The organism is Kocuria sp. HSID17590, from assembly GCF_003989485.1.
GTDB classification, from domain to species: Bacteria; Actinomycetota; Actinomycetes; order Actinomycetales; family Micrococcaceae; genus Kocuria; species Kocuria salsicia.
The window spans coordinates 134,178-153,298 of sequence record NZ_RBMB01000004.1 but is presented as its reverse complement, the minus strand read 5'-3'; the positions used below and the strand labels follow the sequence as shown (position 1 = coordinate 153,298).

Below are 19,121 nucleotides of genomic sequence, written 5' to 3'. Positions count from 1 at the left end.
TGCACGTCGAGGTCTTTCGGGCTGAGTGTGTAGGAGCTCTCATCCTCGGGAGACCTCGACCTCTATCCGGCCACCGACGCGCCGGCCCGCCGCGCGACGTGCGCTACACCCTCATCTGGGAAGAGCCGGGAAACGCCCGGGAACGGAAGAACACTTCTCATGAAGGCACTCATCATCATCGGCAGCACGCGGCCCGTCCGGGTGGGGGACCAGATCGCGGGTGTCGTGGACCGGATCATGCGCGAGCGCGGCGTGGACACGGAGGTCGTGGACCTGCGCGAACTGAACCTGCCGCTGCTCGACGAGCCCAAGGCCGCCGCCACCGGGCAGTACGCCCACGACCACACCCGCAACTGGGCCGCCACCGTCAACGACGCGGACGCGGTCGTCGTGGTCACGCCCCAGTACAACGGCGGCTATCCCGCGGGCCTGAAGAACGCCGTGGACTACCTCTACAACGAGTGGAAGGGCAAGCCCGGCGCCATCATCAGCTACGGCGGACACGGCGGCGGCAAGGCCTACGACCAGCTCGTCCAGGTGCTCTCCTTCGTGGGCCTGCAGCTGGACCCCGAGGGCGTGAAGCTCTCCCTCGCCCGGGACGCCTACGGCGATAACGGCACCCTCACGGACGCGGAGGCCGCCATCAGCGCGCAGGCGGACGAGATTGCGGCGCTCGCGGACCGGGTGCTCGCGGCCATGACCGAGAAGGACGGCGCGCAGGGCTGACGACGCCGCCCCGGGACAGGGTCGAGCCCACGGCCCGGGCCGCTGACGGACGGAGGGGTCCCGCATGAGCGACTGGATGCAGCGCCACCAGGTGCTCCTCTACCTGCTCGCCATCGCGGCGGGCGCGGTGGCCGGGTGGTTCGTGCCGGGTGTCGGCCCCGTCGCCGGCCCCGCCGTGACACCCCTCCTGGCCCTGCTGCTCTACGCCACGTTCCTCGGGATCCCGCTGCGCCATCTCGGCCGGGCCCTGCGCGACTGGCGCTTCCTCGCCACCGTGCTGGTCCTGGACTTCGTGCTCGTGCCGGTGGTCGTGCTGGGACTGGTGCACCTGTTCGGCATCCAGGGACCCCTGCTCACGGGCGCGCTGCTGGTCCTGCTGGCCCCGTGCGTGGACTACGTCATCGTCTTCACGGGCCTCGCCGGGGGTGCGGCCGAGAAGCTGCTCGCCGCCGCGCCGGTGCCCATGCTGCTCCAGATCCCCGCGCTGCCCGGGTTCCTCTGGCTCTTCCTGGGGCCCGACGCCGCCCACTCGCTTCCCTGGGGCCCCTTCGCGGAGGCGTTGCTCACCCTGATCCTCGTGCCACTCGGACTCGCCGTTGCAACCCAGTGGGCGACGGCGCACTCCCGCCTCCCGAGGGCCTGGGAGGGTTTCGTCGCCGCGGCCATGGTGCCGCTCATGGTGCTCGTCCTCGCCACGGTGGTGGCCTCGCAGATCGCCGGTGTGGGTGCCAGGGTGTCGGAGCTCGCCCCGCTGGTTCCCCTCTACGCCGTGTTCGCACTGGTGATGACGGCGGTGGGCAGGGGTGTCGGACGGCTCGCCCTGGGGTCAGCCCGCGAGCGCCGGGCCGTGCTCTTCACCGGGGTGACCCGCAACTCCCTCGTGGTGCTGCCCCTCGCCCTGGCACTGCCGGGGGAGACGGGGCTCGCGCCCCTCGCGGTGGTGACGCAGACGCTCGTGGAGCTGCCGGTGATGGTGGCCCTGGTGTGGGCCGTCCCCCGGCTGGTCCCGCTGCGTGGGGAGCGGGGGCCGGGGGACGGGGCTGGAAAACTGCAAGTCTCCAGCGAAATCTGAGAATCGCGACAGGCGGAAGATTCGAGTTTCATCTGAGACCTGAAGAATGACGGGCGGGTCGGCGACGGGAGAAAAGGTCTCAGGAGGCCGGGAGACGGAATCCGAAACACCCCGCGCGTCCGCATCCTGAGGGGTGAACCCCGCACTCCAGCCGGGGGACTGGGGTGCGGGGCTGACTCGGGCAACCGGGTGCGGCGCGGCAGAAACCGGGCGTGCGGCGTCGTCGTCGGGGGAGAGACGACGGCGCCGGGCGGGGGAATTAGGCGCTCGCGTCCGCCGTGGCGGCCGTGCTGTCCTCGGAGCTCTCCTGGTCCGGGGCCTCGCCCATGGCACCGCCCGGGGCACCGTCGCCCATGCCACCGGCACCGGGGCCGGAGCCCTCCTGCTGCTCCACGCTGTTCGCGTAGTCGTTCTGGGGGTCGCGGTAGATGGTGTGGATGTGGCCCCAGCCGGAGGTGGTCACGCCGTCCACGTCCGCGCCCGCGGAACCGGCCTGGTCCGCGAACTCGATGTAGACGTCCGGGCCGGAGATCTGGAAGTAGATGCCATCGCCCTGGGTCATGTCGTACTCCGTGGCACCGGACCAGTTGACGTACGTGTCGTCCAGGGAGGCCTCGATCTTCGCGAGCTCGGCGTCGGTGGTCTCCTGGTCGCCCAGGCCCACCCACTGCGAGATCACGTCCAGCAGCAGGTCCTTCTGCTCGTCCGTCAGGTCCGAGCCCTTGATGCCGGTACCCGTGGGGTAGTCGCACGTGCTGCCGGGGGCGCACTGCATGGCGGCGAGCTCCTCGCCCTGGTAGAGCTCCGCCTTCTGCTCGTCGCTGAGGCTGTCGTAGAACGCGAACGCCGTCTCGTACATCCCGGACAGCGGCTGCACCTCGTTGCCGTCCTCGTCCTCGTACGCGGCTGGCTGCGAGCCCAGGTGCGTGGGCGCAAAGGTGATGTCGTCCGCGGAGCCGTCCAGCGTGGCGTTGATGCCCAGGTGGTGGCCGCCGAACTGCACCTCCCACGCGCTGGTGTCCGAGGGGTCCCCGAAGAACGCGATGTAGTACTGGCCCAGCGAGTCCTCCGTGGACGAGGAGTTCTCCGCGAGGTACTCGTCCCCGCCCATGATGTCCTCCACCGTCTGGTAGCCCTCGTCGCTGAGCAGCGACTCCAGCACCTTCAGCGCAGCGGCCTGCTGCTCGTCGCTGAGGTCCGTGAGGTTCACCCCCGCACGGTCCACGAACGTGACCGGGAAGTTGGACCAGGAGGTCGTCTTCGTCTCGTCGTCGTAGTCGTAGACCACCTGCTGCCTCTGCTCGTCCGAGAGTGTGTCCAGGAAGGCCTGCGCGGCCTCGGCCGTCTCGGAGATCGTGCTCGCGGTGGTGGAGCCGCTCGCGGTCGCATCCTCGGTGGTCGCCTCCGTGCTCGCCGCGCTGCTCGTGGTGCTCGCCGTGGCCACGGTGGACGACGACGCGGCGTCGGCCGGTGCCGAGCAGCCGCTGAGCAGGAGGCTGGAGGACAGCGCGAGGGTCGCGGTCCAGGCGGCGGTCTTGGAGAGGATCTTCATGGCGGGGCTCCCGTTCGTGGCGGTCGGTGGTTGACGTTCTCCACGCTAGGAACGGGCCCTGTGCCGGGATGAGGGCGCGGCTGTGCCGAGGCTGTGACCTGCGGTGGGCTGCGAGCCGCCGGGGTCGGGGTCGGGGGGCCCGCCGGGGTGTGGGGAACCAGCCGTGGGCACGACGACGCCGCGTCCGGAGACCTCGCCGGGCGCCGTCGCGGGGCGGGTCCACCAGGGCCGTCCCCGCGGCGTCGTGGCAGGTGGCACCGTTCCGGGTGGGGCCGTGACGCGGGGTACGATCTTCGCCATGCCCACCGGTCCCTCGAGGACGGGCACGAAGCGACCCCGGTGGCGGATCGTCGCGGTACTGGCTCTCCTGCTGGTGCTGATCGCCGCCGCCGTGCTCGTCGCCGTGAACCCGTTCACCTCCGCGCAAGTCCCCACCACCGACTGCACCCGCTACGGGCTGTCCGCCGACGACTCGCGGGCCCACCCCCACACCGTGACCCTGCCCACGCAGCAGACGGACGAGGACCAGACGCAGGCCGGTGCGCTGGGCGCGCTGCAGCAGTCCTTCACCTCCCACGGGACCACGAGCAGGTACCACGTGGTGGACGGCGGGGTGGACACGAGCCGCCCCGTGGGTCTGGTGGTGGACCTGCACGGGGACGGGGGAGCGGAGTACACCGAGCCCGGGGGACGCACCACGTGCCTGGCCGCGGTGGCGGCGTCCCACAACGACCTCCTGGTGGTTCCCCTGACGCCCGACTGCACCGGAGACTGCACGTGGTGGCGGGACCTGCGCCCCAACCTGCGGTGGCTGCGCGCTCTGGTGACGCAGCGGCTGCTCACGGACCTGCCCGTGCAGGAGGACCGCGTGAGCTGGATCGGCTACTCCGGCGGCGCCGAGATGCTCAGCTACGGGGTGCTCAGCGGTGCCCGGGACCTGGTGACCGGCGGTGCCGCGATGGTCGGCGGCGGCGGATCCCCCGGATCGCTGATGAGCGCGGCGGACGAGCAGCAGAAGAAGGCCTTGAAGATGTGGTGGTTCACCGGCGCAGACGACGACGGCACGGACCCCGACTCGGACTTCGACGCCGTCGAGGCCGCCACCCGGGGTCAGCGCTTCTACGAGAAGCGGGGCTTCGAGCAGACCCGGCTGGAGCTGCTGCCGGGCCACGATCACTTCGACATGCCCGACGCCGCGATCCTGGACGAGCTGCTCGGCGCCCAGGACGCGCAGCCCACCACGAGCAGCTGAGCCGGTCGCCCGGTGACCGCGGCGGGGTGACGACCCGGCGATCTGCCGTTGCTGCGGAGCCGTGGTGGCCGCGCCCCGCAGGCCGGGGACCGCACGGGGAACTCGCACCCTGCGCGGGGCGTCCGCCCCGGGATTCCCCAGCGGGGGCTGACATGCTGTGTGGTTCACCACGTCCGTTGCTCCCGCGCTGCGCCATCCCGTAATCTGGAGCCGTAGTCTGGGCCAGCAGGGGGACAATTCAACGCTGGAAACCGTGGCGCGTTCACAGGATGTCGCGCTGTCGTCGAGGTCGGGGGACCTGGGGGACGTCAAAGAAGCATCCGTATTCACGAGTCTCGTCCGAGAGACACGTGCGTCTCCTCCTGCCCAATCGGTCCTTAGCGAGGGGGAGCGTACACGCAGTGGACAGCCAAGAACTGAGAAGCGGGGCCCATCCGGTCGCCGCGGGTGCGGGCACGAGCCCGGACCGAGCGGTGTACCCGGTGGAGGAACCACCCGCACCGCGCACCCTGGTGGACATCGTCCTGGACACCGTGGAGCAGTACCCGGACGCGATCGCGCTCGAGGACGAGAACGAGAGCGTGCCCTACGGCGAGCTCGAGGACCGCATCGAGACCCACGTGCAGCGGCTGTGGGACCTCGGCATCGGCCGCGGGGACCGCGTGGGCGTGCGCGTCCCGTCCGGAGGGGTGGACCTCTACGTGGCCATCCTCGCGACCCTCTTCGCGGGCGCGGCCTACGTGCCCGTGGACTGGGACGACCCGGACGAGCGCGCCAACACCGTGTGGGAGGAGGCCGGCGTCGCCGCCGTCTTCGGCCAGGGCCTCAAGCTGACCCGCAACCCGTCGGTCACCCCGGGCGAGCAGACCGAGACCCCGCGCACCCGCGACGACGCCTGGATCATCTTCACCTCCGGCTCCACCGGCAAGCCCAAGGGCGTGGCCATCAGCCACCGCTCCGCGGCCGCGCTCGTGGACGCCGAGTCCCAGATGTACCTGCAGCGCCGCCCGCTGGGCCCCGGCGACCGCGTGATGGCCGGGCTCTCCGTGGCCTTCGACGCCTCGTGCGAGGAGATGTGGCTCGCGTGGCGCCACGGCGCCACCCTGGTGCCCGCACCCCGCAAGATCGTGCGCTCCGGCCCGGACCTCGGCCAGTGGATCGTGGACAAGCAGATCACCGCGGTCTCCACCGTGCCCACGCTCGCGTCCCTGTGGCCCAGCGAGGCCCTGGACCGGGTGCGCCTGCTGATCTTCGGCGGCGAGGCCTGCCCGCTGGAGCTGACCAAGCACCTCGTGCGCCCCGGCCGCGAGGTCTGGAACACCTACGGCCCCACCGAGGCCACCGTCATCGCCACCGGTGCCCTGCTCACCGGAGAGGCGCCCATCCGCATCGGCCTGGCCGTGCCCGGGTGGGAGCTCGCCGTCGTCGACGCCGAGGGCCAGCCCGTGGCCTGGGGCGAGACCGGCGAGCTGATCATCGGCGGCGTGGGCCTGGGCCGCTACCTGGACCCGGCCAAGGACGCCGAGAAGTACGCCCCGCTCGAGTCCCTTGGCTGGGAGCGCGCCTACCGCTCCGGTGACGTGGTGCGCGCCGAGCAGGAGGGCATCGTCTTCGCCGGGCGCGCGGACGACCAGGTCAAGGTCTCCGGCCGCCGCATCGAGCTGGGCGAGATCGACACCCAGATGACCGAGGTCCCCGGCGTGAAGCTCGGCGCGTGCGCCGTGCACTCCACCCCGGGCGGCGGAAGCGTCATCGCCGGCTACCTCGTCCCCGAGTTCGAGGGCTCCGTGGACCTCTCCGAGGCGCGGCGCTGGCTCGTGGAGCGGCTGCCGGGCCAGATGGTCCCGGCCCTGTGCCTCATGGAAGAGCTGCCCATGAAGACCTCCGGCAAGGTGGACCGCAAGGCCCTGCCCTGGCCGCTGCCCGCCTCCAACGAGGACGGCTCCGCCCCGCTGCAGGGCGATCTCGCCTGGCTCGCGGAGCTGTGGGCGGACCAGCTCGGTCCGCTGCCCTTCACCGCGGACAGCGACTTCTTCGCCATGGGCGGCAGCTCGGTGGCGCTCGCCCGCCTGGTCTCGGCCCTGCGCAAGACGCACCCGGACACCGAGATCGCCAAGATCTACTCGCACCCCACGCTCGAGTCCATGGCCGGCTACCTGGCCACGCTGGGGGAGTCCCACGACGTCAAACGGGACCCCGAGCCCATTCCCGCCTCCGCCGGGTGGCTGCAGGGCGCGTTCCTGCTGCTGCTCAACGTGCTCAACGGCTTCCGCTACGTGGTCGGCTCGGTCATCGTGGTGTGGATCCTGGCCGTGGTCGCGGACGCTGGCTGGGTGCCCAAACCGCCCCTGTGGCCGCTGGTCATCGGGTGGCTCGTGATGTTCTCCCTGCCGGGACGCGTGCTCATCGGCGCGGCCACGGTGCGGGCTCTGACCGCGGGCCTCAAGCCCGGGCACTACCCGCGCGGCAGCTGGAACCACGTGCGCGTGTGGGCCGCCGAGCGCGTGGTGGTCTACAACAAGTACGACGTCCTCACCGGCACGCCCATGGCGCGCGGTCTGCACCGGCTGTTCGGCAACCGGATCGGCAAGGGCGCCCACCTGTACAACACGCCTCCCGTCACCGGGCTGGTGAGCGTGGGCGCGAACTCCACCGTGGAGTTCGAGTCGGACCTCTCCGGCTACTGGCTGGACGGGGACGTCTTCCACGTGGGAGCCATCGAGGTCGGCGACAACGCCCGCGTGGGAACCCGCACCCTGCTGGACCCGGGAACGCGCGTGGGCGACGGCGCCGAGGTGCTGCCTGGCTCGCACGTCACCCACAGCATCCCGGACGGCGAGCTGTGGGGAGGGTCCCCGCTGCGCCACCGCGGGACCGCTGGGCTGACCTGGCCCGAGGGCTCCCCGGAGTCCACGGGCGGGCTGAAGACGTGGGGCAAGGGTCTGTCCTACCTCATGTACAGCCTCGGCGCGGTCCTCGTGGGCGTGCTGCCGCTGCTCGCGCTGATCCCCGGCGCGCTGATCGTGCTCACCCGGGTCATCCACATCCAGGAGTACGAGATCGTGTTCCCCATCGTGGCCGTGTGGGTCCCGGTGTTCACGGTCGTCACCGCCGTGGTGTGGCTGCTGCTCGTCGTGGCGGTGGTGCGCCTGCTGGCCGGGACCATCGTCCCGGGCTACTTCCCGCAGGACAGCAAGGTGGGGTGGGCCATGTGGCTCACCGAGACGCTCATGCAGCGCACCCTGATCTCCACCTACCCCATCTACGCCTCGTGCATCACCCCGTGGTTCATGCGCCTGCTCGGCGCCAAGGTGGGGCGCAACGTGGAGATCTCCACCGCGGAGACCATCCCGCACCTGACCACGCTCAAGGACGGCTCGTTCCTCGCGGACCACGCGCTGGTCACCTCGCACCGCGCCGGCTTCGGCTGGCTGCACGTGGGCACCTCGGTGATCGGTGAGCGCACCTTCGTGGGCAACTCGGGCATCGTGGGACCGGACCGGGACCTCCCGGCGGACGCCCTGGTGGCCGTGCTCAGCTCCGCGCCCTACCACGCCCCCGCCGGGTCCTCCTGGCTGGGCCGCACCGCGGAGCCGATCGCCCGTGCGAAGACCGAGGCGGACTCGGAGTCCACCTTCCAGCCGCAGCGTCGGCTCAAGGCGGCCCGCGCGTTCGTGGAGTTCTTCCGCTTCCTGCCCGCCATGGTCTCGGCCTGGCTGGACCTGATCATCGTGTACGTGCTCACGGAGATCTACATGTCCCACGGCATGGGCGCCAGCGGCGTCGTGGCCGCGTTCGCGTGGTCCGGCGTGGTGCTGACCGTGGCGAGCACCGTCGCGTGCCTGGTGCCGGTGCTGGTCAAGTGGGCGCTGATGGGCCGCTTCCGGGCCTCGGAGCGCCCCCTGTTCAGCTCCTTCGTGTGGCGCAACGAGCTCACGGACGTCTTCGCGGAGTCCCTGGCCGTGCCCTCCATGATCCGGCTGAGCGTGGGCTCGCCCATGTTCAACGTGTGGGCGCGACTGATGGGCTCGCAGATCGGGCGCAGCGTGTGGTGCGAGACCTGGTGGCTGCCCGAGTTCGACCTCGTGCACCTGGAGGACAACGTGTCCGTGAACCGCGGCACCGTGCTGCAGACCCACCTGTTCCACGACCGCATCATGCGGATGGAGCCGGTGACCATGCGCCGCGGCTCCACCCTGGGGCCCAACAGCTTCGTGCTGCCGGGCGCCACGATCGAGGAGCGCACCACCGTGGCCCCGGGCTCGCTGGTGATGCGCCAGGAGACCGTGCCCTCGGACGGCAACTGGGGCGGCAACCCCATCCGTCACCTCGAGGCCGGCGACCAGGTGGTCAGTGCACTGGTGGTGCCCACCCCGGCACTGCCCACCGCCGGCACCGTCACGCCCGGTGCCACGGCACCCGGTGCGACGACGGGCGGCGTGCCCGCCGCGGCGTCGTCGCCCCGTACCGCGGGTTCCACCGCGGTGCCCTCGGCCCACACGGCCACCATGCCCCTCGGGGAGTCCGCCGCCCAGCACAAGGGAGCCACCGAATGACCCAGCAGAGTGTGAACGACGACGTCGTGGAAGGCGACCTCCCGCTCGGGCAGCGCCCGCAGCCGGGGCGCCGCCCACCGCGCGAGGTGTGGCTGGGGGACCGCGGGGACGAGGGCCGCATGGCCGCCGAGAGCGGACTGTGGACCCAGGCCACCCCGGTGGTCACCGCCCCGCCGCGCTCCACCTCCGCGCCCCGTCAGGGGGCGGTCACCCGCAACGTGGCCAGCGCGGACGGTCGGCGCACCAAGCGCCGCATCATGGGCGTGGACGTGGCCCGCGGCTTCGCCCTGATCGGCATGATCGCGGTGCACGTGCTGCCCGCGACCCAGGGCGTGGACGAGGAACCCACCCTGGAGTGGAGCCTGTTCGCGGGCCACTCCGCCGCACTGTTCGCCACCCTGGCCGGTGTGAGCCTCGCGTTCATGACCGGCGGCCGCCACCCCCGCAAGGGCAGGGAGGGCCACCGGGCCCGGGTGTCGATCTTCGTCCGGGCGATCGTGCTCTTCCTCATCGGCATGACCGTGAACCTGCTGGACCTGCCGGTGTACAACATCCTGATCTACTACGGTCTGATGTTCCTGGTGGCCATCCCGTTCACGCTGATGACCGTGCGGTGGCTGCTGGCCTCCTCGGTGTTCTTCGCGGTGGTCATGCCGTTCGTGATGCAGTGGTCCCTGTCCGTGCTGCCCGCGCACGTCTACGGCAACCCGAGCTACGCGGAGCTGTTCACGGACCCGGGGGCCGTGCTCGCGGAGCTGTTCCTCACCGGCACCTACCCGGCGCTGCCGTGGATGACGTTCATCTGCCTGGGCATGGCCCTGGGCCGGCTGCCCCTGTCCCGGGACCGGGTGCAGGTGCTGCTCGTGATCGTGGGTGCCGTGGTGGCCGCGATCGGCTGGGGCGTGTCCCTGCTGATGCTGTGGCGCTTCGACCTCGAGGACGCCCTGCTCCAGGCAACTCCGTGGATGACGTGGGAGGACGTGTGGAACATCCAGGCCTTCGGCCCGGACCCTCAGATGCCGAACACCACCAACCTGTGGCTGCTGCTCTCCGGGCCGCACACCAACACCCCGTTCGCCCTGCTCAAGAGCGCGGGCATGGCCATGATCGCGCTGGGCGTCTTCCTGCTGCTCAGCCGCGTGATCGGCAAGTGGCTGACCTGGCTCGGCGCCATGGGCTCCATGACGCTGACCCTGTACGTGAGCCACCTGGTGTTCCTGGCCTTCGTGTGGACGGACGGCACGCCGTGGTTCTGGTACTTCGTGCAGATCGCGGTCGCGGCGCTGTTCGCGGTGGCCTGGCAGAAGGCGCTGGGCAACGGCCCGCTGGAGCGGCTGGTCACGAAGGTCTCGAAGGGCGCGGCCGCCGCGGTCGTGCCGGTCGAGAAGGCACCGCCGCGACGTCGTGCGGAGACGAGCGCCCGGTGAGCACCCGGTAGCGCGCACCGCACCCGACGAACGGACCTCAGCCCTGCGGGGCGGGGTCCGTTCGCCATGCCACGGCCAACCGGGCGTTCTCGCGCGCGGTGGTGCGGACGTCGCCCACGGTCCAGTCCGGGCCGTAGGTGGCGCGGGAGCGGGTCCCCACGTTGATGCTCGCCGGGTCCCGGGCCAGGCCGGTCCGCCACCCCTTCACGAGCGCCTCCACGCGCACCCACGCGCGCGTCACCGCCACGCGACGACGCCGCCCGCGCAGTCCCGCGAGCCGGGCGCGGTCCGCGGGGTGCAGGATGTCCAGGAGCACGTCCGTCTCCACCTCGCTCTGCAGCCGCTCGACGTCCACGCCCACCTCGCGCTGCGCCGTGACCACCGCCACGAGACCCGCCGTGCGGGAGATCGAGAAGTGGACGGGGCGGATCTGCCCGAGGGCGGGGGACCAGCCGAGCTCGGGGCCGGCGTCTCCGCGCCGCCCGGCCACGGCACCGGCACGGCCGTGCACCTCGTGGGGGGCGCCGGTGCGCGGGTCGTGCGTCACGGGGACGTCCCCGGGGGCGCAGCCCAGGCGGTGGCCGAGCACGTGGCGCAGGGCCACGCGAGAGACCACGAACAGCTCACGCGCGGAGGTCTCCTGGATGCCGCGGGCGCGGGCGAGCTCCTCCGCGGAGAGGCAGTCCGTCGCGGACTCGGCCCACGCCGCGACCTCGGCCAGGGGCAGCACGTGCAGGGTCAGGTCGGCGGGTGCTCCGGGGACCCGGCGGCGCAGCTGCGCCCACACGGGCTGGGCCACGGTGGCGGTCCGCGCGCTCACCGGGGGCCGTCCGTGGCCTCGTCCAGGGCCGCGTGGAGCAGGTCCGGGTGCTCGTACAGGCCGTGGTGTCCGCCGGGGACCTCCAGGGTGCGCACCGGCCCGCTCGTGCACCGCGCCCACCCGGCCATGGCCTCGGCGGTCGCGCCGCCGTCCTCGCGGGCGTGCACGAGCAGCACTGGACTCGCCAGGTGCGGGGGCTCGCCGTCATAGGAGAGGGAGGCGCGCAGGTCCGCGCGCAGCGGGGCGAGGACCATCTCGCGCAGCCCGGGATCGGTGAGCAGCTCCTCGGGGGTGCCGCCGAGAGCGAGCAGCCAGGCGGCGAGCGCGCCGTCGTCCTCCATGATCGCCGCGAGCTGCGGGTCGGGGGCCGGCGGGGTGGCCTTGGCCGAGAGCACCACGCGCTCGAGGCGCCCCGGGCGCAGCCGGTCCAGGGCAGCCGTGAACTCCGCGGCCAGCAGCGCGCCGAAGGAGTGGCCGAGGACCGCGGTGGGAACGTCATCGGCGTCCAGCACGGGGAGCAGGACGGCCAGCGCCTCGTCGACGGCGCCGCGCACGCTCACGGGGGTGGGATCGCCCATGCGGGACTCGCGCCCGGGACGGCGGTGGACGAGCACCTCGGTGCCGGGGTGCAGCAGGGCCCTGCCGCTGAGTCCGCCGCCGCCGGCATGGGGGAAGAGGAGCAGCCGGCGCCGGGGGACGGCGTCGGCGGCGGGAAAGCGCTCGAGGGCCGCCGGGTGCGGCTCGGTCAGCGGGGTGGTGCCGGGGGCGGGGGTGGTGGCCAACGTCCCGAACCTCCTGGGTCCTGGTGGGGGCGTCCCCGCGCAGCCGGCCGCCGGGTGCGCCAGGGGCCCGGGGCGGTGGTGCGCGGTGATCGGGGGATCGTCGCGGGCCTGCCGTGGGGCGTGCGGTGCGCACGGGACGGGGAGGAGACGGGGGCGGTGCCGGGGGAGCACTCGTCCGTGCGGCGGGAGGGTCGTAGGCTCGTGGACCGTGACCCCGCAGGTCGTGGGGAGGTCCGCAACCGGGTCTCTCGCCGCGCGGGCTGCTCACCACAGTACCCAAGCGCACCGGGTGCCGCCCCAGAGCGGGCCGGACACCGCCCGGATGGCGCACGAGAGGAGAGCGAGATGTCGAAGAAGAAGCACGGCGCATCGGCCACCCCGGCCACCCAGCAGCTCACGGCCGCGGGGGTGGACTTCGAGGAGCGCGCTTACGAGCACGACCCGCGCGCGGAGTCCTACGGGTTGGAGGCCGCCCAGGAGCTGGGGGTGGAGGCCCGCAGCGTGTTCAAGACCCTCGTGGTGGAGCTCGACCACGACGGTTTCGGGGTGTGCGTGGTGCCGGTGGAGATGCGCGCGGACCTCAAGGCCGCGGCCGCCGCACTGGGCGCCAAGAAGGCAAAGCTCGCGCAGCCGGCGGACGTGCAGCGCCTGACCGGGTACGTGCTGGGCGGGGTGAGCCCGCTGGGCCAGCGCACCACGCTGCCCACGGTGGTGGACGAGAGCGCGGCAGACCTGGAACGGGTCTACGTCTCGGGCGGTCGCCGGGGCCTGGACGTGGGGCTCGCCCCGCAGGACCTGACCCGGCTCACGGGGGCCGTCCTCGCCCCCGTGGCCGCCCCGTTGCGACACGGCTGACACGTCCCCGCACAAACCCCCGCGAGCCCCGGAACGGCGGCGTTCCCGTGGTACTTTGAGCCGAGATTCTTAGGTGTGCCTAACCTCATGGGTGGAAGACGGGGACATGTTCCAGACATTTCTGATCGGCCTGCGTGAGGGCCTCGAAGCGGCGCTGATCGTCGCGATCCTCATCGGATACCTCAAGCGGGTGGGGCAGCACTCGGCCCTGAAGCCCCTGTGGACGGGGGTCGTTGCGGCGATCCTCGTGGCCCTGGGGTTCGGCGCGCTGCTCACGTTCGGCCCCTCCACCCTGACCTTCGAGGCCCAGGAGGCCATCGGCGGCTCGCTGTCCATCATCGCGGTGGGCTTCGTGACGTGGATGATCTTCTGGATGGCCGCCGCGTCCCGCAACCTCAAGCACGAGCTCGAGTCCCGCGCCGCACTGGCCGTGCAGGGCTCCACCGTGGGCATCGTGGTCCTGGGTGCACTGACCGTGGGCCGCGAGGGGCTCGAGACCGCCCTGTTCCTGTGGGCCGCCACCCGGGCCACCGGAAGCTCCGGCGGGATGCTCGCCCCCGCGCTCGCCGCGGTGCTGGGGATCCTCGTGGCCGTGCTCATCGCGTGGGCCATCACCCGCGGGCTGCTGCGGCTGAACCTGTCCACCTTCTTCCGCTGGACCGGCGGGTTCCTGGTGATCGTCGCGGCAGGGGTGCTCGCCTACGGTTTCCACGACCTGCAGGAGGCCGGGATCCTGCCTGGGCTCAACTCCCTGGCCTTCGACCTCTCCGCCACGATTCCTCCCACCAGCTGGTACGGCGTGCTGCTGAAGGGCGTATTCAACTTCTCCCCGGCCACCACGTGGCTCGAGTTCGCGGCCTGGTGGCTGTACGTGCTGATCGTCATGCCGCTGTTCATCCGCCGCTCCCGCTCGGGACGCGCCCGGCCCGCCGCGGCGGGCACGACGTCGCGCGCCACGTCCGACGCCGCCGCCACGTCCTCCACGGCCGTGGCTGCCGCGCCCGCCGTGGGCACGACGTCGGGCAGCACCACCGTCCCCGCCGGCGCGGCCCAGGCCCCCGGTCCGGACGCCACCACGACCACCACGGCCTGAACCGTGGGCTGAACCACGGCCACACGCCCCGCAGCCAGAACTCACCGACCCATCCCACCGCCGTCGCCGTCGACGGCCGAGACCGAGGACCACCATGCCCCGCACCGCAATGACCCTTCCCGCCCTGGTGACCGCCACCGGGCTGCTCTTCACTCTCTCCGCGTGCCAGCCCAACGACCAGTCCGGGGGCAAGGAGGACGGCACGATCTCCGTGACGAGCACCGACGACACGTGCGAGGTCTCCGCCACGGAGGCGCCGTCGGGCACCCTGCGCTTCGACGTCAAGAACGACGGCTCGAAGGTCACCGAGTTCTACCTGCTCGGGGAGGACGGGCTGCGCATCGTGGGCGAGGTGGAGAACATCGCCCCCGGCCTGAACCGCACCCTCACCGTCTCCGCGCCGGAGGGCAAGTACTTCACGGCGTGCAAGCCCGGGATGGTCGGCGACGGCATCCGCGGGGACTTCACCGTGACCAAGGGCGAGGCCGGGGACCAGGCGGACGCCCAGGACAGCCAGCTCAAGGACCAGGCCACCAGCCAGTACGCGTCCTACGTCAAGGACCAGACCGAGCAGCTGCTCTCCGGCACCAAGGAGTTTGCCGAGGCGTACAAGAACGGCGACGACGACAAGGCCCGCGAGCTCTACGCCCCCGTGCGCATGCACTGGGAGCGCATCGAGCCCGTGGCCGAGTCCTTCGGGGACCTGGACCCCAAGCTGGACCTGCGCGAGGCGGACCTCGAGGAGGGCCAGAAGTGGACCGGCTGGCACCGCATCGAGAAGGACCTGTGGCCGCCGGCCACCGGGTACACGGCCCTCGCGCAGAAGGACCGAGACACCCTGGCCGACCAGCTCGTCACGGACACCCAGACCCTCTACGACCGCACCCGCGACATCACCTTCACCGCGGACCAGCTCTCCAACGGCGCCAAGGAGCTGCTCGACGAGGTCGCCACCGGCAAGGTCACCGGCGAGGAGGAAACCTGGTCCCACACGGACCTGTGGGACTTCCAGGCCAACGTGGACGGCGCCCGGATCGCGTACGAGGACCTCTCCCCGCTGCTCAAGAAGCGCGACGCGGAGCTGGACTCCACCCTCAAGACCCGCTTCGAGGACCTCCAGAAGCTGCTCGACCAGCACAAGGAGGGCGACGGCTTCGTGACCTACGACAAGCTGAGCAAGGACGACGTCAAGGAGCTCTCCGACGCCGTCAACGCCCTGTCCGAGCCCCTGTCCACCGTGACCGACAAGGTCGTGGAGTAACCAGCATGAGCGAGGCACCGCGGGACGAGCACCCCACCACCACCCGCCGCGGGTTCTCCCGGCGCGCCCTGCTCGGCACGGGCGCCGGGGCGCTCGCCGTGGGCGCGGGCCTGGGGGTGGCGGGGCCTCCCGCGGTTGCCGCGCTGCAGGACACGCTGGGGGACCAGGCCCCGGACGACGTCGTGGACTTCCACGGCGAGCACCAGGCCGGGATCGTCACGCCCGCGCAGGACCGGCTGTGCTTCGCGTCCCTGAACGTGCTCACCAAGGACCGTGACGAGCTGATCGAGCTGCTCAAGGACTGGACGGCGGCGTGCCGGCGGATCACCCAGGGCCTGGACGTCACCGAGACGGGATTCGACGGCGGCTCCGAGTACGCCCCGCCCCAGGACACGGGGGAGGCCCACGACCTCTCCGCCGCCCACCTCACGGTCACGGTGGGCTTCGGGCGCTCCCTGTTCCAGGACTCCTCGGGCAAGGACCGTTTCGGCCTGAAGTCCAGGATGCCGGAGGGCCTGATCGAGCTGCCCCACTTCCCGGGGGACCAGCTCGAGGACGCGCGCACCGGCGGGGACCTGTGCATTCAGGCGTGCGCGGACGACCCGCAGGTGGCCGTCCACGCGGTGCACAACCTGATCCGCATGGGCTTCGGGGTGGTCTCCACCCGGTGGATGCAACTGGGCTTCGGCCGCACCTCCTCGACCTCCACGGAGCAGGCCACGCCCCGGAACCTCTTCGGCTTCAAGGACGGCACCGCCAACCTCAAGGCGGAGGACGCCTCGGCGATCGAGGACCACGTGTGGGTCACGGACGACTCCTGGCTGCGCGGCGGCACCTACCTGGTGGCCCGCCGGATCAGGATGATCCTGGAGACGTGGGACCGCGAGTCGCTCACCGGGCAGGAGAAGATCATCGGGCGCACCAAGGGCAGCGGGGCGCCGCTGTCCGGCGGCGAGGAGTTCACGCCCGTGGACCTGGGGATGATGGGCTCCGGCAACCAGCCGATCGTGCCCGAGGACTCCCACGTGCGCCTGGCCCACCCGGACACCAACGGCGGCGTGCAGATGCTGCGCCGCGGCTACAACTACGCGGACGGCACGGACACCGTGGGCAACATGGACGTGGGGCTGTTCTTCATCGCCATGGTCAAGGACCCCGCCACGGGTTTCGTGCCCATCCAGAAGAAGCTCGCCCGCCAGGACGCGCTCAGCGAGTACCTGCGCCACACCGGCTCCGGGCTCTTCGTCGTGCCTCCGGGGGTCTCGCAGGACCCGGCGGACTACCTCGGGCGCCCGCTCTTCGAGGCCTGAGCGCCACCTTCGCCGACGACGCCGCCGCACGTTCCCTTCGCGCGGGGCACCGCGGTGCCACCGGCAGCTGCGGCCGTGCCGCCCCAGGGGACGACGCCGCCCGGGTCGTTCGCGACGCCGCGGCCCCGCGCCGTCGTGCCCCGACGCCGTGACGCGTGCCTGCACCAGGACGTGCCCCCGTCGGCCAGATCACCCGTCCGCAAGCGGTGCGCCGTCGACAGATCGTTACACGGGGGCCTCGTGCGTCACACGCCGCACGCACGCCGTCAACATGCCGGAAACATGACCCCGCCAGGATCGAGGCATCCGCGGACGCCGCGGATCCCCGGGCGTGCACCGCCCGGTGGGGATCCCGCTCCGGGGTCCGTTCCCGTGAGCGACGAAAGGACGGCGGCATGTCCCTGGACGTGGAATCCCGCAGTGAACTCTCCCCCTCGGAACCACCCGGCACCAGTACGGGCAGCAGTCCGGGTGCGGGTGCCGAGGCCGCAGCGGCCGGCGTCGCGGCGGGTGGGGCCCGCTCGGCCGCGAAGGAGAGCCTGGAGGACTACACCCTGCGCTTCGCCCCGCGCTCCTACCGGCAGTGGGGCCCGGGCGTGGTGGCCACGAGCGCGCTGGGTGGCATCGCGTACCTCGCCGACTTCTCGATCGGCGCGAACATCGGCATGGCCCACGGCACCACGAACGCCCTGCTGGGGATCCTGGTGGCGGCCGTGATCATCTTCGTGACGGGTCTGCCGCTGGCGTACTACGCGGCCCGCTACAACCTGGACCTGGACCTGATCACCCGCGGCTCCGGCTTCGGGTACTACGGCTCGATCATCACCAACGTCATCTTCGCCACGTTCACGTTCATCCTCTTCGCGCTCGAGGGCTCGATCATGGCGCAGGGGCTCGAACTGGGCCTGGGGATACCCAAGCCCGTCGGCTACGCGATCGCCACGATCATCGTGATCCCGCTGGTGATCTACGGGATGAAGTCCCTGGCCCGGGTGCAGGTGTGGACCACCCCGCTGTGGCTCGTGCTGATGGTGATCCCGGTGGGCTACCTGGTGGTCTCGGACCCCTCCTCAGTGGGGGAGTTCCTGGACTACCGCGGTGAGAACGGGCAGGGCCCCAGCTTCGCCGCCGTGATGCTCGCCGCGGGCGTGTGCCTCTCGCTGATCGCGCAGATCGCGGAGCAGATCGACTACCTGCGCTTCATGCCGCCCAAGACGGCGGAAAACCGCGTGGCCTGGTGGCGTGCGGTGATCCTGGCCGGGCCGGGATGGGTGGTCTTCGGAGCCGCCAAGCAGATCACCGGGCTGTTCATCACGGTGTACCTGATCGCGCGCCTGGACCCCGCGGCGTCGGCCACGGCCAACGAGCCCGTCCACCAGTTCCTGGGCGTCTACCAGCACATGATGCCGGGGTGGCTGGCCATGGTGCTGGCGGTGGTGCTCGTGGTGATCTCCCAGATCAAAATCAACGTGACCAACGCCTACTCCGGGTCCCTGGCGTGGACCAACTCGTTCACCCGCGTGACCCGCACCTACCCCGGGCGCCTGGTGTTCGTGGGCGTGAACCTGGCGATCGCGCTGACGCTGATGGAGCTGAACATGTTCGACTTCCTCAACACGGTGCTCAGCTTCTACGCGAACTGCGCCATGGCGTGGATCGTCACGGTGGCCACGGACATCGTGGTCAACAAGCACGTGCTGGGCCTCTCGCCCAAGGTCCCCGAATTCCGCCGGGGCATGCTGCACAACTGGAACCCCGTGGGCCTGGTCTCCCTGGGGCTGTCCGCCGGGATCTCGATCGCGATGTTCTTCGGGGCCTTCGGACCCGGGATCGCCCCTTTCTCCCCGATCTTCGCGGTGCTGATCGCCCTCGTGGCCACCCCGGTGACGGCGATCGCCACCCGCGGGCGCTACTACCTGCGCCGCACGGACGACGGGATCGAGCTGCCCTACACGGACGCGGACGGCAACCCCTCCGACGAGCTGCTCACGTGCCACGTCACCGGCCTGGACTTCGAGCGCCCGGACATGCTGCGCTCCAACGAGCCGGGGCCCGACGGCGAGGTCCAGTACATCTCCTCCCTCGCCCTGGCCACCGACAGGACCGGCCGGTACGTGCTGCCCGCGCAGCCCTGAGCACTCGGGAAGAGCGGCGTACCGCACCCGGTGCGCCCTCCCGTTCCCCGCAGACAGGCGACCCCGCCCGGCCCCGTTCCCACGGGCGCCGGGCGGGGTCGGGCGCGTCCGGGGCGGTGGGTGCGACTGCGGGCCGCCGCTGCTCCGGGTCTCGGTGCCTCTGGATGGCCGAGCCTCCGGGGGCCTCGTGACGTCCGCACGGGACGGGGAACGACGGCGCCGGGCGGAGTGAGCGTCCGAGGGGCGGGACTCCGAACCGGGGCGCCGTCCGAGCAGGCCA

The 19,121-nt window shown here is 71.8% G+C and carries 13 protein-coding genes; 10 read left to right on the top strand and 3 right to left on the bottom strand.

Going from position 1 to position 19,121, the window contains the following annotated elements:
• The first annotated feature begins 159 nt into the window (after nt 1-159).
• Nucleotides 160-726 (top strand): NADPH-dependent FMN reductase, encoded by a 567-nt coding sequence (locus D8M39_RS02360; RefSeq protein WP_094394090.1) that lies wholly within the window; start codon nt 160-162, stop codon nt 724-726.
• A 64-nt stretch (nt 727-790) separates the two neighbouring features.
• Nucleotides 791-1,798 carry an arsenic resistance protein gene (locus D8M39_RS02355; RefSeq protein WP_126874295.1) on the top strand — a complete coding sequence of 336 codons (1,008 nt, stop codon included), beginning with the start codon at nt 791-793 and terminating at the stop codon, nt 1,796-1,798.
• 259 nt (nt 1,799-2,057) lie between these two features.
• Here D8M39_RS02355 and D8M39_RS02350 read toward each other — a convergent pair whose 3' ends face one another.
• Nucleotides 2,058-3,350, bottom strand: coding sequence for a DUF3500 domain-containing protein (locus tag D8M39_RS02350; protein ID WP_126874294.1), 1,293 nt, complete (start codon nt 3,348-3,350; stop codon nt 2,058-2,060).
• Nucleotides 3,351-3,648: 298 nt separating this feature from the next.
• Here D8M39_RS02350 and D8M39_RS02345 point away from each other — a divergent pair, with 298 nt between their 5' ends.
• The 3 genes from D8M39_RS02345 (at nt 3,649) to D8M39_RS02335 (ending at nt 10,585) form a co-directional block, all read left to right on the top strand.
• Complete coding sequence (locus D8M39_RS02345) at nt 3,649-4,602, top strand: hypothetical protein (RefSeq protein WP_232300390.1); 954 nt, start codon at nt 3,649-3,651, stop codon at nt 4,600-4,602.
• A 482-nt stretch (nt 4,603-5,084) separates the two neighbouring features.
• Nucleotides 5,085-9,158, top strand: a complete 4,074-nt coding sequence (locus tag D8M39_RS02340) for a Pls/PosA family non-ribosomal peptide synthetase (protein WP_238693922.1) — start codon at nt 5,085-5,087, stop codon at nt 9,156-9,158.
• Nucleotides 9,155-10,585, top strand: coding sequence for a DUF418 domain-containing protein (locus tag D8M39_RS02335; protein WP_126874293.1), 1,431 nt, complete (start codon nt 9,155-9,157; stop codon nt 10,583-10,585). The genes D8M39_RS02340 and D8M39_RS02335 overlap by 4 nt, the downstream gene beginning before the upstream one ends.
• 37 nt (nt 10,586-10,622) lie before the next feature.
• Here the strand turns inward: D8M39_RS02335 and D8M39_RS02330 are convergent, their stop codons facing one another.
• Nucleotides 10,623-11,405 (bottom strand): 4'-phosphopantetheinyl transferase superfamily protein, encoded by a 783-nt coding sequence (locus D8M39_RS02330; RefSeq protein ID WP_126874292.1) that lies wholly within the window; start codon nt 11,403-11,405, stop codon nt 10,623-10,625.
• Complete coding sequence (locus D8M39_RS02325; RefSeq protein ID WP_238693921.1) at nt 11,402-12,187, bottom strand: thioesterase II family protein; 786 nt, start codon at nt 12,185-12,187, stop codon at nt 11,402-11,404. Before D8M39_RS02325 ends, D8M39_RS02330 begins: the two co-directional genes overlap by 4 nt.
• Before the next feature lie 345 nt (nt 12,188-12,532).
• Here D8M39_RS02325 and ybaK point away from each other — a divergent pair, with 345 nt between their 5' ends.
• From ybaK to D8M39_RS02300, 5 genes are all read left to right on the top strand, one after another.
• Entirely contained in the window at nt 12,533-13,042 is a 510-nt protein-coding gene (ybaK, locus tag D8M39_RS02320; protein WP_094394084.1) for a Cys-tRNA(Pro) deacylase, read from the top strand.
• Between the two features lie 106 nt (nt 13,043-13,148).
• The gene (gene efeU / locus D8M39_RS02315; RefSeq protein WP_055083058.1) at nt 13,149-14,135 is read left to right on the top strand and encodes an iron uptake transporter permease EfeU; all 987 of its coding nucleotides are present in this window, start codon (nt 13,149-13,151) and stop codon (nt 14,133-14,135) included.
• A 94-nt stretch (nt 14,136-14,229) separates the two neighbouring features.
• Nucleotides 14,230-15,396, top strand: a complete 1,167-nt coding sequence (gene efeO / locus D8M39_RS02310) for an iron uptake system protein EfeO (protein ID WP_055083056.1) — start codon at nt 14,230-14,232, stop codon at nt 15,394-15,396.
• Between the two features lie 5 nt (nt 15,397-15,401).
• Nucleotides 15,402-16,706 carry an iron uptake transporter deferrochelatase/peroxidase subunit gene (gene efeB, locus D8M39_RS02305; protein ID WP_055083054.1) on the top strand — a complete coding sequence of 435 codons (1,305 nt, stop codon included), beginning with the start codon at nt 15,402-15,404 and terminating at the stop codon, nt 16,704-16,706.
• Between the two features lie 395 nt (nt 16,707-17,101).
• Complete coding sequence (locus D8M39_RS02300) at nt 17,102-18,841, top strand: cytosine permease (protein WP_055083052.1); 1,740 nt, start codon at nt 17,102-17,104, stop codon at nt 18,839-18,841.
• The last annotated feature ends 280 nt before the right edge of the window (nt 18,842-19,121 follow it).

What these genes read in the sequence shown, in the direction of transcription:
- ybaK (WP_094394084.1), top strand. Translation starts at nt 12,533, where the DNA reads ATGTCGAAGAAGAAGCACGGCGCATCGGCCACCCCGGCCACCCAGCAG.
- efeU (WP_055083058.1), top strand. Translation starts at nt 13,149, where the DNA reads ATGTTCCAGACATTTCTGATCGGCCTGCGTGAGGGCCTCGAAGCGGCG.
- D8M39_RS02350 (WP_126874294.1), bottom strand. Translation starts at nt 3,350, where the DNA reads ATGAAGATCCTCTCCAAGACCGCCGCCTGGACCGCGACCCTCGCGCTG.
- D8M39_RS02300 (WP_055083052.1), top strand. Translation starts at nt 17,102, where the DNA reads ATGTCCCTGGACGTGGAATCCCGCAGTGAACTCTCCCCCTCGGAACCA.
- D8M39_RS02360 (WP_094394090.1), top strand. Translation starts at nt 160, where the DNA reads ATGAAGGCACTCATCATCATCGGCAGCACGCGGCCCGTCCGGGTGGGG.
- D8M39_RS02345 (WP_232300390.1), top strand. Translation starts at nt 3,649, where the DNA reads ATGCCCACCGGTCCCTCGAGGACGGGCACGAAGCGACCCCGGTGGCGG.
- D8M39_RS02355 (WP_126874295.1), top strand. Translation starts at nt 791, where the DNA reads ATGAGCGACTGGATGCAGCGCCACCAGGTGCTCCTCTACCTGCTCGCC.
- efeB (WP_055083054.1), top strand. Translation starts at nt 15,402, where the DNA reads ATGAGCGAGGCACCGCGGGACGAGCACCCCACCACCACCCGCCGCGGG.
- D8M39_RS02335 (WP_126874293.1), top strand. Translation starts at nt 9,155, where the DNA reads ATGACCCAGCAGAGTGTGAACGACGACGTCGTGGAAGGCGACCTCCCG.
- efeO (WP_055083056.1), top strand. Translation starts at nt 14,230, where the DNA reads ATGCCCCGCACCGCAATGACCCTTCCCGCCCTGGTGACCGCCACCGGG.